Genomic DNA, 15,208 nt, shown 5'->3' with positions numbered 1-15,208 from the left:
GACAGAGGACCAATGTCTCACTCTCACACACAAGGAGTTTCGCGATGCACTACAATATGCAAGATCGCCTCCCAGGCGAAGGAACGATAGCGCTCTACCGCTATAGCGAAAAAACAGACTTTGACCACTATCTCGCACTGACCAAGCCGCCCGAGACGCGGCGTTTTCTTGATCCGGTGCACAGTCACAATAGTGTGGTCGAGGAACTCCAATTCCTCCACCGCTCGGCAGACGATCTACACACGATGATCTATACCATCGTGCGGGAAAGTGACCACACCCATGTCGGCTCGGTCATGCTCACCAGCATTGATGCCGGCTACCACCACCGCGCAAAGGTAAGCCGCTTAATCATCGCACCCAGCGAGCGAGGTAAGGGCATCGCGCAGGAGGCGCTCCGGTCGCTCTCGCGCTTTGCCTTTAGGCATCTCCGTCTGCGTTTTCTCTACTGCTACGTCTTCGAGACGAACGTACATGGCCGGAAGCTTTTTTCTAAGTTCGGATTTGAAGAGTACGGCCGTCGCCCCGAGTGGTCATGGGACGGCACGAACTACGTTGACGAGTTCGAAATGCGCCTCACCGCGGAGCGATTCCACGAAATCTACAGATCGGGCGCATAGCGTTTCTCCACCACTTGCACATGCCCCTAACGCCCCGGAAGTTTACCGCTTCCGGGGCAAAAAACTGTCAGGAATCGAATGCGGAACATCAACTGCGGGACATCGGATGTCCCCCGCCGTGAGAAAACCCCAAGCTCCAAAAAACCCGTCTCCAAACAAATCACAATACTCAAAATTCAATCTCCAAACACGACGTGCGTGTTTGGGATTTTGGGGCACGCCCAAACCGAACCCTCCGGCGTTTGACAGACCTGTTCCCCAAGTGGCCTGCCTCCTGTCAAGTCTTGCCGCTCTCGGCACTCTCGAGCACAATGGTGCTGCGATGCCCAAGGTCCTCCCCCTCAACCCGCCCCACGCCAGGAGCTGCGGCCCCATCTGCATCAAAATGGCGGCCGATTACTTCGGCCTGCCTTATTCACTCTCATATATTGACCGCCTCACGCGCGCACGGGAGCGCGGCGGGCTCACGAACGATGAGCTCCTCCGCACGCTCCGCCGCCTCGGGCTCTCGGTGAAGACGCGAAAACGCGCCTCCTGGCAAGACCTCCGACGGCTGAACACCGAGCGGCGGCTCATCATCCTTGCATGGATGCTCGAAGGGCATCGCGGGCACTTCAGTGTGCTCGACCGCGCCACCGCCGAGCACATCTACATCGCAGACCCTGAAGTGAGCAGCGTGCGCCGTCTGCCGAAGCACACGTTCATGCGTCTCTGGTTCGACTACGACAACATCTACTACCCCCGCACGCTCTCAGACATCTCGCTGCGGTGGATGGCAGTCGTATCACAGTCCCCGCGTAAACAAAAATGCTGAACACTATTGAACACTCGGTGTTGCACACAACGACGACTGTACCTGAGTAGTTACATAATGACGAAAAATTAGGAGGCTTCAATGGACTTCAATAGAATGACGGGCATTTGCCGCTCCGTAAGCAGCGCGATAGGATGGGCGTTATGCGACAGAGCGAGGCACTCGACATTCTGAAGTTGGGACACAATGTCTTCCTCACCGGCGCGGCCGGGAGCGGCAAGACGTATGTGCTCAATGCCTACATCTCCTATCTCAAGGAGCACGACGTCGCACTTGGCGTCAGCGCCTCGACCGGCATCGCCGCAACGCATCTCGGCGGGATGACTATTCATAGTTGGTCCGGCATCGGCGTCAGCGATGTGCTCGCCGAAGACGAGCTCGAGCGCATCGCTGAGCGCAGCAGGGCGGGGCCACGAATCCGCGATGCGCGCGTCTTGATCATAGATGAGATCTCGATGCTCCATGCGCACCAGCTCGATCTCGTTGACCGCCTCTCTCGTCATGTGCGCCGGACAGCACTTCCATTCGGGGGCCTCCAGACCGTGCTCTGTGGCGACTTCTTCCAACTGCCGCCGGTGACGCGTGACTCTGCACCGGCGCGCTATGTCTTTTCGGGAGAAGCGTGGCAGAGGGGCAACTTCCTCGTTTGCTATTTGACCGAGCAGCATCGCCAGGGCAATGACCCGCTCCTTTCTGTCTTGAACGATATTCGGAGCGGCACAGCAGGCGAGCACACCAAAGTACCGCTCCGCACACGCTACAGGCGAGAGCCGCACACTGGCGCGGTACCGACGAAACTCTACACGCATAATGTAGACGTTGACGCTCTGAATGCCCACGAGCTCGCGAAAATCGAGGGAAAAAGCGAGCGCTACACCATGAGCACAGCGGGCCGCAAGCGGCTCGTCGAAAGCCTCAAGGCAGGCTGCCTTGCTCCGGAGGAGCTTGAGCTCAAGCGCGGCGCCGCGGTGATGTTTGTAAAAAATAATCCCGAGGCGGGCTATGTGAACGGCACGCTCGGCCGCGTCGAGAGCTTTGAGCAAAAAACAGCGCTGCCGCTCGTGCGCACAAGCGATGGACGGAGCATACTCGTCCTCGAAGAAGAATGGCGACTCGAGGAAGACGGCCGCGTCTTGGCAAAGCTCGAGCAAATTCCCCTGCGACTTGCGTGGGCGATCACGGTACACAAGAGCCAAGGCATGACGCTGGACAGCGCCGAGATTGACCTCTCTCGGGCGTTCACGCCGGGCATGGGCTATGTTGCGCTCTCGCGCGTGCGTTCGCTCTCCGGTCTGAAGCTCATGGGTCTCAACGAAGTCGCGCTCATGATCGCCCCCGACGTGCTCACCTACGACACGACGCTTCGCTCACTCTCCGATGAGGCTCGTCGAGCGATTGCGGAATATAGCGAAGAAAGTAAACGCGCGGAGCAAGAGCGAATTCTCGTTGACGTGCTCGGCGGAAAGAAACGCACTGCGCGAGACACGGGAGATGTCCGCGCCCGCGCAGACCTGCGGCACACGCATGGCGGGCATGGACGCAAAACGCAGAGCCCGGGGTCCACACTCGTTGAAACGCGCAGACTGCTCGAGAAAAAATTTTCGATCAAAAGGATCGCCACAGAGCGCGGCCTTGCCGTCTCGACCATTCTCGCCCATCTCGAGCGCATGAAGACAGGAGACGTACTGCCGGATATCACGCACCTCGCGCCGCCTGCCCTCGATCTTGCCGCGATGACCGCAGTGCTGTCTCAATCAGATGGTATGCGGCTCGCACCTGCTCGCGAGGCGCTCGAGGAAAAGTATTCGTACGAGGAGTTACGGGTTGCACGGCTGTTTTTGTAGCAGCACGCATCAAGCGACAAGCACCGTGTCGTACGCTTGCTGCCTACTGCCTACTGCTCAGTGCTCGCGCCTTCTCCACCGACGCCGCAAACGCTTTTACAAACTTTTGAATGTCACTCGCGCGCGTTCCCCGACCGAGCGAGATGCGGATGGACTCAAATGTCTGCTCCTTTGAAAGGCCGCACGCGAGGAGCACGTGCGAGGGCGTGAGCTTCAGTGCACTGCATCCTGAAGCGACGGAGACTGCAAACCCGCGTTCCTCGAGCGCAAAGAGGAGCGCTTCGCCAGAGACTCCAGGGATCCGCGCGTTGAGGATATGCGGCACGCGCATCTCCATCTCGCCGTTGAACACCACATCGGGAACTACCTGCCGCATCAGCTGGATGAGCCGGTTCGAGAGCTCGAGAACTCGACGACTCTCCCGCTCCCGTGCGCGCTCGGCGATAGCGGCCGCCTCGGCAAAGCCAACGATAGCGGGAACATTTACTGTTGACGAGCGCCTACCGTCTTCGTGTCCCCCTCCGTGGAGGAGCGGCTCGATCTTAATACCACCCCGCACATAGAGGAGTGCCGCGCCTTTTGGCCCGTAAATTTTGTGCGAGGAGCAGGTGAGAAGATCAACACCGAGCTCGCGCACGCGAACCGGTAACCGTCCGAAAGTCTGCACCGCGTCAGAATGAAAAAACGGCGGCGTAAGCCAGTTACGAGTTACGAGTGACCGATCCCTCGTCGTTCGTGACTGTCTATCCAGTGCAGCTGGCTCTCGCCTCGCTCTCTCCTTTTGCACCAGTCTCGCTATCTCTTTAATCGGCTGCATGGTGCCGATTTCGTTGTTCGCGTGCATCACTGAGACGAGAATAGTATCGGAGCGAACCACAGCAGCAACTGCTTCCGCGCTCACGCGCCCGCTCCGGTCCACAGGTACAACGGTGAGCGCAAACCCTTCACGCTCAAGCGCGCGGGCAGCTTCGAGCACGCATGCATGCTCAATCGCCGAGACGACGATGTGCTTGCCGTGCTCGCGGTACGCACGGGCGACCCCCTTCAGCGCAAGATTGTTGCTCTCGGTGGCAGAGCTCGTAAACACAATCTCGTGCGGTTCGGCGCCGAGGATCAGCGCAAGCGAGCTGCGCGCCTGCTCGAGCGCAACTTTCGCCTCGCGTCCGGGCGCGTGGAGTGACGCGGGGTTTGCGAACCGTGCCGCAAAATAGGGTGCCATCTTTTTTAAGACCTCTGTGTCAACTGGCGTCGTGGCCGCGTAGTCAAGGTATACGAACGATGCGCGGCGTGAGTTTTTATTCCGGTGATTTTTCATAAAAAAATCCCGAGTCATCTCGGGGGTTTACATCTGTATGGTGTATGTTGTATCTCGCATTTTCGCAATACAAAATACACGCTACAAAATACACGCTCCTTACAACGCGCTGAACCGCACCATGATCGGACTGCCGGTCTCGTCGGGGAGATGCGCGTCCAGCTTTGCGTCGAACAAATCATCACCATCGTCAGTGTGAATCATGCCATAGTAAACGCCGCCGGATTCCGTGCTCCGCAAGAGCTCGACGGGTACATCTGCGTGTACGCCAGCCAGAAAGCGGCCCGCACCGAGAATCCGTCCCGGTCTCCCCCGCTCGTCTTCGTGGATCACGACCCAACCCCGCTCGCCGAGCACCAATCGCTTGATTGCGACCGTTTCACCTGCTGGCTGACTCTCAATCGTGATCGCGCTCGGACCAGAGACGATCTCGCCGCTCGGCTCTACTGTATCATTCTCTTCTGTGGCGACGCCGTCCGGCGCCGGCAAGCCACGCGTGTCGCTCTCGAGCGGACTCTTGTCAACTCCTGAAGTTAGCTCGCGGGTACGATCGTTCGTCGCGCTGCCGCCCGGTGGCTCGGTAAGGAAAGTTTGCGAGACGGCAAAACCTGCCACAAATCCTAGCACGAAAATAACGATTACTTTTGTCGTCGGATTATTTTTTGGTTCCATGGGCATAGACTGATTCGATGATGGTTGGTAGGAGATGTTTCGCGGCCCACTCTCAAACGGCGGCCGCACTGCGCCCTCTCGTCTTTCAAAATTCCGCTTGTCCCTTTCGTCTGCCATAATAACCATAGTGTAGCAATACAAAACGCGCTGTCAATAGACCTCTTACATAACCCGTTTCGTGGCGAGATTTTTGATTTTTGAGCGAGACGAGGAAGACAAGCAAAATGGTTCGACGGCGTACTTGTTGTACGGCGAGAACCATTTTGCGAAGTCCGACGAAGTCGCAGCCAAAAATCAAAAATCGCAGCAGGAGCGGGTTATGCAAGAGGTCTAATACGCCGTGCGCCATGACGAGCCATGGGCCTATGCCCGGGCGCCAGAAGGACGAGTGAAGAGCAGCATGCCAACAAGCACAAGGACCAAGAGAAATATCGGCAAAAATATGGATGCCGGAATGGGGAGACTCGCGAGAAATGCCGCTGCCGCGTGCGCGAGGCCAGAGAGGGGTGTAAGCGACCCCTCGTCTCGCGAGGTGAGTGCTCCCGATGTCTCGCTTGCTGGTTCCGCGCCCGTAGAGGACAGTGTAGGAAGAATCCGCTCCCGGGCGATACCGCTCTCTCGCACCGCCGCGCGGGCGGCACCTGAATCTTCAAAATCTTCAAACGCCGGAGTGCCACTTGGCGCAGGGAGGGTGGCCCCGAGCAAGGCGGGCGAGAAAGGCGAGAGCGCCGCGGCAATGGGATTCGTCGGCGCTGGCGCTGCTGCGATAGCCGTCGCTCTGAAGGAGGTCGCTCGCGGAGTGGTGGTGGGCGTGCTGCTTGTGGTCGCGCTAGTCGAGCTCGCGGTCTCGTTCTGGGATAGCGGCACGGGTGCCGCGGGTGGCGGTGTTGTGCCCGTCGAATTCGTGTTTGTTGTATTTGTCGTCGTCGTGTTCGCGCCTCCACCTCCCGTACCAGAGGAGCCAGACGAAACCGAAGCGCTGCTGATCTCAACCGTGCTTGTCACCGTCGGAGAATCCGCGGCAGAACCGTAAAATGGATCAAGCGAGGGATGGCCGTCGTAGGCCTTCACGTAGGCGCTGTTCGTGTAGGTTCCGGGAGCGGTATTCAGGCTGAACTCGATCGTATACTTCACCGTCACCTCCTCGCTTGGATAAATCGTCTCAAGTGACCAACTCTCCTCGTGAATCACCGTGCCGTCTTTGTCTTTCAGAACATCGACCAGCACGGCGTGGTACGCCTCGCCGAGGCCGTCATTCTGAATCACTACGGTGTAGTCCACCGAGCTTCCGGCGGGAACCGGTGAGGTCGCGCCGTTGCGCTTTTCTATCTCTAAGTCCGCTGGCGGCGTATAGTAAATGCCGCCACCCCCTCCTCCAGAACCACCTGAAGAGGCGCCCCCGCTGCCGCTTTGACTGCCGCCGCTGCTGCCCCCTGTGCTGCCAGTATTCCCGCCGGAGTTTGTATCGCCTGTGCCAATACCACCGTCACTACCGCCACTGCCTGAACCGCCGCCTGCACTCTCGTCTGACGAGCCCCCGCCTGCACTAACGTCCGAACCGCCACTGCCCGCACCACTTCCACTCTCCCCGGAACCGGAACCCGCGCCGCTGCCGCTCTCGCCGCTGCCGGTACTGCTACCCGTCGCCGGCGCCTCGCCGCCAAATGCAAAGAGCGAGAGTGTCTCCGTGTTGTCGGCGCGGTTCGTCTCCGGCTCGTAGCTTGCGATCGCGAACGTATGGTCAATCGTGTGCCTCCCGAACGGAAGCGGCGTATCGAGATGCCCCGTGAGCGAGAGCTCCCGCACATCGCCGGGCGCGAGCGTACCCAGATAGAAATGCGCGTCGCCGAGCGAATCGGTAAAGCTCCGATCAAACGCAATGAGATCGCCGGTGGCTCGCGCATTGAGCCACACGTTGCTTGCGCGCGCGTCGCCACGGTTTGCGACCGTAAAGTGATACGTGAGCTCGTCGCCGGCCTCTAGGGGACTCCGCGGCGCGTCAACAGTCGTGCCTATCCAGAGGTCCGGCTCGCCGAACGAGAGGTTGCCGCTCCAGTCGCCGAAGATATTGACGAGCGCGAGCATCCAGTTCGCACCGATCACGTTCGTGTTTGCGATGTTGAGGATGTTCGCCGCGGCAAGCGCGTTCCCGCTCGTGATGAGTGAATCGCCAACACTTTGCGCTCGGTTCTCTCCGGTGAGCGCGAGGACTTTCACGTTGTTGGCGATTTCCGCGACGTTTTGGTGAAGAATCTCGGTCGTCGTGGTACCGCGACGCTCCTCGTCCGAGGCGTCGCGCGCTGCGCGGCGCGCCTCGCGGTCACCGCGCGAAACGGTGAGCTCCGAGAGCGGCACGAGAGCGTCTTCGATTACTCCGAGACTGCCCTCCTCTCCCTCGCTGGAGCCGCTGGTACCCGCTCCCACCGCTCCTCCCGCATAATTCGGATCATTCCAAATCGCGACTCCCCCGGGCGTCCTCTCCCAGAGAATCCCCTCGGGGACGTTGAAGAGATTACCCGCCCAGTCGCCATGTATCTGAAGGAGTACAAGCATCGAATTCCCGCCGATGATGTTCTGATTGAGCCGGTTCACCACCTGAGACAGCGCGGCCGAGGAGCCGGTCTCGATTTCGGCGCTCCCGAGAGTCGATGTCGCGGCGTTCCCGCCCGATCGAGCGTCAACGTCGAGTTCATTCTCTACTCCCGCGGTGTTCGTACTTGCGATCGTTGTACTCGCGACGAGTGAGTGCGCTTCGCTGCCTTCTTCGTCCTCCTCGATGTCGCCAGACCCGCGAGCCCCGCCGCCAAAAATTTGTTTGAAAAAATCACCATTCGGGAATACGAGGTCCCCCGCCCAGTCGCCGAAGGCGTTGAGGGCAAGCAGGAGATAGTTTGAATTGACGATATTCGTGTTCGCAACATTGACGACGTTCGCTCCGGCGAGCGCATCGCCGGAATCAATGCGTGCGAGCTCGCCACTCGTCGTTGCCACATTCTGCCCCGCGATCGAGCGTACGATGATGTCGTTTAAGATCCGCGCGGTGCTCGAGGCGTATATCCGCGTCGAAACATCGCCCGCGCAGCCACTGAAGGTGCACGTGCCGATCGAGGGTTCTCGCTCGCCAAAAATGCCGCCCCCGATAAGCGCATCATCTCCTCCGAGCGCGGTCCGGAGATCAAGCGTGCCGAGCGAGCCGAAAAGACTGTTGAAGAAAAGCATGAGGCCGCTTGAGTTCACCAGGTTCACGTTCACCGCGTTGAGTATATTTGCAAATGCGGTTGACGTGCCGGTCGTGACGCTGACCGAGCCGCTTCCACCCGCGCTGTTTAAGCCGCTCGACGCCAGAGTCTCATTCTCGTTTGCAACGGTGATATCGTTTTCAGACTCGATGATGGTCTCAAGCGATGTCGTTGTCGCACTGTCACGTGGCCGTTTATCGAGCACTTTGCTGTCGCGGCGGTCGTCGCGCGTGTGCGCATCAGCATCATCAGCAGCATCATCAGCAGCAGGTGGGGTCTCGGACCCGGAATCTGTGGTGCCTCCACCGCCACCGTTTGCGCTCCCGCTCCCATCAATGTTGCCGCTTCCGTCCTCGCTTAGAGCCTCTGTGTCGGTGCTATTCACGTTCCCTTTGGTCGTTACGTCAGTCACGGCCGTGGCAGCACCAGTCGTGATGCTCGTGTCCCCTTCGCCGCTCGTGCTCTGGTTGCCCGTGTCGCTTGAAGAAGTCCCGTCCGCGCCGTCTGGAGTCTCCTCGGTACCCGTGCCATCCTCGCCGCTCGTCCCGTCTCCAGGGGATGTGCCTTCCGTGCCACTCTCATCCCCGCTCCCATCCTCGCCGCCCTCGCCCGTGCCGCCGTCTTCTCCATCGCTACCATCTCGCGTCCCACGCTCGCCGCGATCGCGACCGTCCGCGCCGTCGGTGCCATCTGTCCCGTCAGTCCCTCTCTCACCTAGAGTGGCCTCGGTCGCGACAACATCCCCGCCTCCGTCCTCGGCAATCACTGAGAGCGGTACCGCGCTCACCATAAGGAGAGCGACAACCATCACGCCCGCGAGCACGCGCCGCACGAACGCCGTATTAAAAAATCCACTTGAAAGAAAAGACATACGCTATAAACTTGAACGCTCTTTTGAATAATGACCTCTGCGCCGCTGATTCCTCATTACTCGCTCCGGCGGCAAAGAGCGAGGTGGTTGCTGCGGACGATGTGGCTGCCGCGGTTCTCGTTGCGGCAATCTGCGCTTCTGCCGTCGCGGTGGCATTCGTCGAGCTCGAAACAGTGGACATCGGCTGTTCCACGGTACTGCGGGACATCCGATGCCCCGCACTTTTCGGATATCCAACACTATTTTCTAGCGACACATGCGTCTCTACCGAGCCATCCTCACTCTCGAACGAATCGTTAAACTGCTGCGTGTGTAGGTCTGCTACCACCGCACTCTCCTCAACGACTTTTCTCGAATCGTAGCTCTCGACAACCGCGCCGTTGACCCGTGTCTCGACAAAGACCTCGCTCTCCGCTTTTCCCTCCACGATCTCGCCCTCCCGTGCCACATTCCCGCCGCTTGAAGAAAAAACCGAGATTATGTTTTGAACGGATACACTTTTCGCATCGGCAACATCTGACACGAACGCCAATCCAAAAATACCGAGAATCGTCAGAGACAATTTTGTATTTTGCATTGGCATTTTAATTTTTGATTTTTCCATTTTGCATTCGCCTTCCACAGCCCTTTTTCAAAAAGGGCTGTGGAAGGCGGGAGTCACAAGCTCCGCGCCTTCGCCTACGAGCCGACGAGAGTCGTCGAGTCGAGGACTTTAAACTTCACCCTTGCGTCAACACTATTTGCGTGTGATGCGGGTGATGTTCTGGTTCACGAGATTAACGACTGCTGCGAAAATGCCCGAGTTGCCCGTGGTGACAGAGCCGCCCATGGCGCCATTGCCACCGGCGCCGCCAGCGCCCGAGTCTCCAGTGTCGCCACCATTGCCACCCTCGGCACCCATGCCACCCTGGCCGGCATCACCGCCATTGCCGCCGGTGTCCTCAGCGCCTACGTCATTCGCATCGCCGCCATCGCCACCGCTGCCTGCCTCGCCACCCTCGCCACCGTTACCACCCTCGCCTGCTGAGTCGCCGCTGTTACCCGTCTCCCCGCCTTCTCCACCTTCACCGCCATCAACGTCGTTGTAACCGGTATCGGCATACACAGCACCCTCAGTCCCCACCTCTGCACCGTTGACGTTCGTAACGTCAATAATGTTTTCTTCCTCAACGGCGTGTGTGGAATAACTCTCGGATGCCGCCTCCCAGTGACGGTCGTCATCTTCGCGCATCTCCCATGAAGAGCTCGCGTCCTCCTCGAACGATGGGTCATCGCAACCGCACTCGTCGGTGATGTCGGTGTCGTTGAAGTTCACATCGTTGAGCACGGTCACATCGGCTGAAGCGTCTCCTGTCGTCACCGAACCGCCGTCACCGCCCATGCCGCCCATCCCACCATTGCCGGTGTCCCCGGTATCGCCACCGTCACCGCCTTCGGCGCCGTCGCCGCCTGTGCCGCCCATGCCACCGTCGCCACCCCAGTCACCATCACCATCGCCGTTCGCATCGCCGCCTGTGCCGCCACTGCCTGCGTCGCCGCCCTCACCGCCGTTACCTGCATCACCGCCGTAGTTGCCGCTCTCCCCGCTGTCACCTGCCTCACCGCCGTCACCGCCCATGGCTGAATTAGAGCCACTGTTGGCAGAGACGTAGAGTCCGGTACCCACCCAGGCAGAGTTCACGTTCGTGACGTGGATCTGCCTCGAGAGGGTTGCGGCATCCGCGCCGGGAACCGGCGCTGCGACCGCTACGACCGCGAGTGCGAGAAGGAATACTCCAAATTTCTTGATCATAGAGAAATTACGTGTTAAAACAATAAAGCCGGAACATCTATTTCCTCCGTCCCATATGGTAAACGGAAGAAACCTCCGGTATCGACCTGTGTGAGCTCCTCGGCAGAGACAACATGACGTCGCAAAACTCCATGTTGTCTCCCGGAGCCCACACGTTGGCGCGTCTCGCTTACATTTTATGAATACCGAGACGCGCCAACGTGTGGGCTCAAAAAACAAACCCGTCACGCGGCAAAGAACCGCGTGACGGGTTTGTTTTTCACCTCCACTCCCTGTGCGCCCAAAAGAAAATCGCGAGAAAAACTGGTCTGCATAGCATTCGTCTGCTATGCACCCCGGTTTCCCCCGCGAGATGCAATTTTAGTAACAGGTAACTGTTACCTCGTCACTCGTAATGTTCATACTACGGACGTGCGCTCTTCTCTGTCAACGCATAACTCATCAAAAATACAGTTACGAAACAAAGCGTACTCGCTGTAAAGCGTCGTTAATGTTTTGTCACTCCGCACACAGCGGTAGACAATCCCATGCCTCTGGCGGCAGCGGCCCCCAGTGTATATCCTGAATGTAGGTCTTCGGCTGATCAATAATCATACCGAGGAAAAAAATAAAGTTCAGGCTGATCGTGGGATGCTCTAAACGAAGGACGTAGCGTCCCAGAGGAAGATTCTGGTAGCTATAGTGGCCGTCCGCATCAACGCTGGTCGTCGCGTATTGGTAAACACGAACGCCGACCGGCGCCGCAAGCAGGGTGGACGACGCGCCGACTGCGGGGATAATCGGATCATCAGGTCTGATTTGGTAGGTCACGGTGCCGCGAAGCTCCGCGAACTCCTCGGGCGAAGGCGGAGGGGGGACGATGAGCAAAGCGAGAATGTCCTCGACGATTTTGTCTTCGCTCGCCGCACTCGCCTTGAGATACGTCTCCTTGAACCCATGGCACTTCCAGTCGTCCTCGCAGGAGAAGTCGGAGCCGTTCGTGAGGTTTGAGGGAAGTGAGAGCGGAATGGCGGCGATCAGCTTGTCTTCATCGAGCGTCGTGTAGGGGCCGCCATCTGCCACGCTCACCGACGGAGTTGCGGCAGCGACGATGTGGAAAGACGCGCGCTCTTCTGGGGTAAGCTTTTCCCATGCTTCGTTCGCATAAAAGTTTCCTTGAGAGTGTGGGACAGCGATCACTTTGCGGCCTACGGTGATTTCGCTGCGATAGGCGGCGAGGTGCTCATCAAGATCGGCGTCGATGAGGTATGCTGGCGGGTCAATAAGGGTGACGGCGTTATAGAGTGTCGCGAGGAACACGTCCGATGCGCCAGCGACTCTACCGAGGAAGAGCCAAAACGTGACCATAAAGTCGTCCACCTCCGCCATCTTCTGCTCCCACGCCTCAACCCAGTCGAGAAAAAGGGGTTCGTTGTGATTGTAGGCGAGACCCACTTGAACGCACTCCGGCGTGACTTCGGCATGTGTGTAAAGATGGTCTGCCAGAACCTTCGTAGATTGCCGCGCTTCCTCACGAGTGTTGCCAATCCCGTTTACGAAAAAGATTGACATTGTCGGTTCAGCGCACGCGGAAGCGTGCGCTGACTGTGCATAGCCGAAAACAAGAAGCAGCGCAACGACGATGGGAAACAATTTCGCCGTCATAAAGCCAAAACTACTGAATCTCAAAGGAGCAGTCGCCTCGTAAAATTTCTTCATTCGTTTCTAACACAGAAACGAGACCGCTCAGTTGTTGATTAAACATGCTCCACTGTCGTGTCCGAGCAACTGTGTTGAACATTTGTGCTGTCAGTATCGAACTAGCGGTGTTGCCCTCCTCGGTGCCGCGTACTGCCCAAAGACAATTCTGCGCTTGATCCAACTCTTCCCCTTCCGCTCTCGCCTGCACTTTGTCTGCGGCGTTCATCAGCCCCTCCTGCGCCGCCCCTGCATATTGGAACAGCGCGTTCCTTGTATTCTCGTGCTCTGGAGTGATGTCGTTATAGGAGAAGACGATGAAGCGCTCGACATCGTCGCGGACGCCGTTTGTGTTCACGTCAATCCCCGCGATCGTCTCCTTCCCTGCTTTACCCGGGTCAGGCGGGACGGGAACGGTCGACACCGTGAGCTCCACCGCAAGGTCGGGCGCAAAAAGGAGCGGCAGACCATCCTCGCCGTAGCGCAGGGTGAGTGTACCCGGGTAGCTCCCAACGACAGCGCCGAGAGGAACGCGCACCGCGAGCCGCACCGGAACACTCGTCCCGCCGCGAAGCGTGTTCCCTGTCTCCGTCGGCAAATCAACCGTGAGCGAGGTTAGGAAGTCCGCCGCCGGACCCGTGAGCGAGGCGGTGAGACTCTCCACTTTCGGCACCGGAAGCGTCGGCGTAAAAATTGCTGTGTAAGTCACCTCCTCCCCCGGCGCAATCGAGCTCGGCGCAAGCCGCTCCGGCTCCCAGGTGAGGAGCCGCACCGGAAGCGCAAACACAGCTTCGCTAAAAATAAAAGCAAACAGCGCGAGCGCGCCGAGCGAAAGAATCAAATGTCTGCGGAGAAAAGAAAGCATAAAGAAAACCTAAATCCGAAGCACGAATATCGAAATCCGAAACAATATCAAAATCCAAATGTCCTAATGTTCAAAATACGGCCGTCGTGTTTCGAGTATTTATATTTTGGTCATTCTGATTTGTTTCGTATTTCGTGCTTCGGATTTCGAATTTCGTGAAATGTTAGACATCCGATGTCTAACATTCGCGGGCAAGTGAACAAATTTTTTCAGACGGTGTCCTTACCTATTTTTAATCAATCATAGGAGGGTACGCAAGGGGCAGAGTAAAAGGAAGGACTATTTTTACAAGCGGAAAGGTCGAGGTCGCTTCCGGTAGAATGTTCATGCAAACGCGGCCAGTGTTGTCAAAGTATGACATTGCGGTGCCCGGATCGCTGTCTACGCCTCCGGTCATATAATACGAGCCGTCAAACTCGGTTACCGTGTAGTCATGGAGCGGTCGCTCAACGACAAATGGCATCCCTGAGCAATCTGATTCACTAAAAACCAAACCGCGAGGCAATAAGTTCGAAGAGACAATAAATGAAGGCGGGTTTACAGATGACTGAAAATCGAACACGGCGTCTAAAGACGGAAAATCAGTACGAAAACCAGTCCCATTTTCGCGAATGTCGTTATCTATATCGAGAAGTACCCCGAGATCTTGCCCGCTTGCGTCAAACAAATGGAGTTGTGACCCTGCCGGTCCACGCTCGCCTTGTAAACCTTGCGGCCCCTGCACGTTCCAATTGAGCTCGGTCTCGCCGCGGCGGCACTCGCCGCTCGCGAGCCAGCGCATGAGGCCGGAGGGGCCGACGCATGCACTGATCTCTTCGCCCCCTGCGCGGCTGAGTGTCCAAATGCCAAACACCGCAGACAAAATACAGAGCGTGGCGAGAGAGATGTAGAACTTTTTCATGATTTCATCCTACGGGTCGCGCCGTGGTTGTCAACCAATAGACTTCTTCGGAAACTCCCTTCTGCTGCAATTTTTGATTTTTGGCTGCGACTTTGTCAAGCTTCGCAAAATGACTCTCATCGTACAACAAGTACGCCGTCGAGTCACTTTGCTCGCTTTCCTCGTCTCGCTCAAAAATCAAAAATTTCGCCACGAAAGGGGTTTCCGAAGAAGTCTAATCTCTATAAGACCCCCCCCTCCCCCGCTTTCCCGGTAGTTCGAACATCGTTCAAGCCCGCATAAAAAACGGGAAACTTGACTTTTTGCCTATAAACATGCACTGTAAAGCCGGGCTTGGTAGTACATTTACGTTGTCGAACGCATTTAGAATGAGAAGGAGAAAAATGTGCGTTTATCTCCCGAAGTGCGCCATCAGATTATGGACAAAGTACTCCTGTTTGGGATTCCTGCATTGATCCTTGTGTCCCTCGGTATGGTGGGGTATTACCTCATCTATGTTCCCAACGATACAGCTGGCGTGTGGATGGTTTGGCTCTTGGGTGCCATACACGGATGCTTACTTCGGCTAGTGCACCGAGTGATGCGCGGAGATTACGAG

General features: G+C 57.7%; 11 protein-coding genes. 3 read left to right on the top strand and 8 right to left on the bottom strand.

The genetic code is table 11. From position 1 onward, the window contains the following. The first annotated feature begins 56 nt into the window (after positions 1–56). The 3 genes from Q8R39_01025 to Q8R39_01015 all read left to right on the top strand — a co-directional run bounded on the left by Q8R39_01025 (position 57) and on the right by Q8R39_01015 (position 3,278). The gene (locus Q8R39_01025) at positions 57–620 is read left to right on the top strand and encodes a GNAT family protein (protein ID MDP3734992.1); all 564 of its coding nucleotides are present in this window, start codon (positions 57–59) and stop codon (positions 618–620) included. A 322-nt stretch (positions 621–942) separates the two neighbouring features. Further along, a complete protein-coding gene (locus tag Q8R39_01020; protein MDP3734991.1) occupies positions 943–1,434 on the top strand; it encodes a cysteine peptidase family C39 domain-containing protein in 492 nt (163 codons plus the stop codon). Between the two features lie 143 nt (positions 1,435–1,577). Then, a complete protein-coding gene (locus Q8R39_01015; GenBank protein MDP3734990.1) occupies positions 1,578–3,278 on the top strand; it encodes an AAA family ATPase in 1,701 nt (566 codons plus the stop codon). 43 nt (positions 3,279–3,321) lie between these two features. Here the strand turns inward: Q8R39_01015 and Q8R39_01010 are convergent, their stop codons facing one another. The 8 genes from Q8R39_01010 to Q8R39_00975 form a co-directional block, all read right to left on the bottom strand. Then, the gene (locus tag Q8R39_01010) at positions 3,322–4,611 is read right to left on the bottom strand and encodes a cysteine desulfurase family protein (GenBank protein MDP3734989.1); all 1,290 of its coding nucleotides are present in this window, start codon (positions 4,609–4,611) and stop codon (positions 3,322–3,324) included. An 81-nt stretch (positions 4,612–4,692) separates the two neighbouring features. Beyond that, positions 4,693–5,382, bottom strand: a complete 690-nt coding sequence (locus tag Q8R39_01005) for a hypothetical protein (protein MDP3734988.1) — start codon at positions 5,380–5,382, stop codon at positions 4,693–4,695. A gap of 246 nt (positions 5,383–5,628) precedes the next feature. Continuing rightward, complete coding sequence (locus Q8R39_01000) at positions 5,629–9,375, bottom strand: hypothetical protein (GenBank protein ID MDP3734987.1); 3,747 nt, start codon at positions 9,373–9,375, stop codon at positions 5,629–5,631. Beyond that, complete coding sequence (locus Q8R39_00995) at positions 9,347–9,952, bottom strand: hypothetical protein (protein ID MDP3734986.1); 606 nt, start codon at positions 9,950–9,952, stop codon at positions 9,347–9,349. Before Q8R39_00995 ends, Q8R39_01000 begins: the two co-directional genes overlap by 29 nt. Positions 9,953–10,111: 159 nt before the next feature. Then, positions 10,112–11,167, bottom strand: coding sequence for a hypothetical protein (locus Q8R39_00990; GenBank protein MDP3734985.1), 1,056 nt, complete (start codon positions 11,165–11,167; stop codon positions 10,112–10,114). Between the two features lie 498 nt (positions 11,168–11,665). Then, positions 11,666–12,811 carry a carboxypeptidase-like regulatory domain-containing protein gene (locus tag Q8R39_00985; GenBank protein MDP3734984.1) on the bottom strand — a complete coding sequence of 382 codons (1,146 nt, stop codon included), beginning with the start codon at positions 12,809–12,811 and terminating at the stop codon, positions 11,666–11,668. 10 nt (positions 12,812–12,821) lie between these two features. Then, entirely contained in the window at positions 12,822–13,709 is an 888-nt protein-coding gene (locus Q8R39_00980; protein MDP3734983.1) for a hypothetical protein, read from the bottom strand. A 232-nt stretch (positions 13,710–13,941) separates the two neighbouring features. Continuing rightward, complete coding sequence (locus tag Q8R39_00975) at positions 13,942–14,610, bottom strand: hypothetical protein (protein ID MDP3734982.1); 669 nt, start codon at positions 14,608–14,610, stop codon at positions 13,942–13,944. Positions 14,611–15,208: the final 598 nt, after the last annotated feature.

This window comes from bacterium (assembly GCA_030697645.1).
Lineage (GTDB): Bacteria > Patescibacteriota > Minisyncoccia > Phycocordibacterales > VMGT01 > JAUYPI01.
Note: the sequence above shows the minus strand (reverse complement) of the source record. Positions and strands in the feature narration are given on the sequence as shown.